At 69.3% G+C, this 957-nt stretch carries 1 protein-coding gene and 1 pseudogene; one reads left to right on the top strand and one right to left on the bottom strand.

Translation table 11 applies throughout. The features are described 5' to 3' along the window. Window positions 1-357: pseudogene (locus ASJ79_RS24715) on the top strand (hypothetical protein); the annotation flags it as partial. An 18-nt stretch (window positions 358-375) separates the two neighbouring features. Here the strand turns inward: ASJ79_RS24715 and ASJ79_RS24710 are convergent. After that, complete coding sequence (locus ASJ79_RS24710; protein ID WP_067961201.1) at window positions 376-867, bottom strand: YajQ family cyclic di-GMP-binding protein; 492 nt, start codon at window positions 865-867, stop codon at window positions 376-378. Window positions 868-957 lie beyond the last annotated feature (90 nt).

Genomic DNA, 957 nt, shown 5'->3' with positions numbered 1-957 from the left:
GCGCGGCGCGCGGGTGGACGGGCGGTGAAGCTGGCGCTGACCCGCCAACAGATGTTCTCGCTCGTCGGGTACCGGACGCCGACGATCCAGCGGCTGCGGCTGGCCGCGGTGCACGCGACGCTGGCCGCCGGCGGCGCTCAGCTGACCCAGCTGCGCGACGGGCTGACCGCGTTGGTGGACGCGTTACGGGCGTCGGGGTGGACGGTCACCGACGCCGGTCACGCGATCGCCCCGCACTTCCCGCCGCTGCTGCGGCAGTTCGAGCCGGGGTTCACCGCGTTGATCCGGCGGCTGCTGCGGCTGTTCGACGAGATCGACGCCGGCACCGCGGCCGGGATCAGCGGCGTGTTGCGCTGACCTGCGTGACGCGGCTCGTCAGCGGTAGTTGACGAACTGCAGCGCGACGTCGAGGTCGGCGCCCTTGAGCAGCGCGATGACGGCCTGCAGGTCGTCGCGCTTCTTCGAGCTGACGCGGATCTCGTCGCCCTGGATCTGCGCCTTGACGCCCTTGGGGCCCTCGTCGCGGATGAGCTTGGTGATCTTCTTGGCGTCCTCGCTGGAGATGCCCTGCTTGAGGGTGCCGCTGACCTTGTAGGTCTTACCGCTGGCCTGCGGCTCGCCGGCGTCGAACGCCTTCATCGAGATGTCGCGGCGGACCAGCTTCTCCTTGAACACGTCGACAGCGGCCTTCACCCGCTCCTCGGTGGAGGACACGATCTCGATGGCCTCCTCGCCCTTCCAGGCGATGGTGGTGTCGGTGCCGCGGAAGTCGAAGCGGGTCGACAGCTCCTTGGCGGCCTGATTGAGCGCGTTGTCGACTTCCTGGCGATCGACCTTGCTGACGACGTCGAACGATGAATCCGCCATTGGCCTCGTCCCTCCCTCGTGGTGTCGGTGCTGGGGTCCATCTTCGCCGCTGGCCGTGACCGGCGGGACACCGCCCCCCACCCGGCGATT

Origin of the sequence: Mycobacterium sp. NAZ190054, from assembly GCF_001545925.1 — a bacterium.
GTDB lineage: Bacteria > Actinomycetota > Actinomycetes > Mycobacteriales > Mycobacteriaceae > Mycobacterium.
Note: the sequence above shows the minus strand (reverse complement) of the source record. Positions and strands in the feature narration are given on the sequence as shown.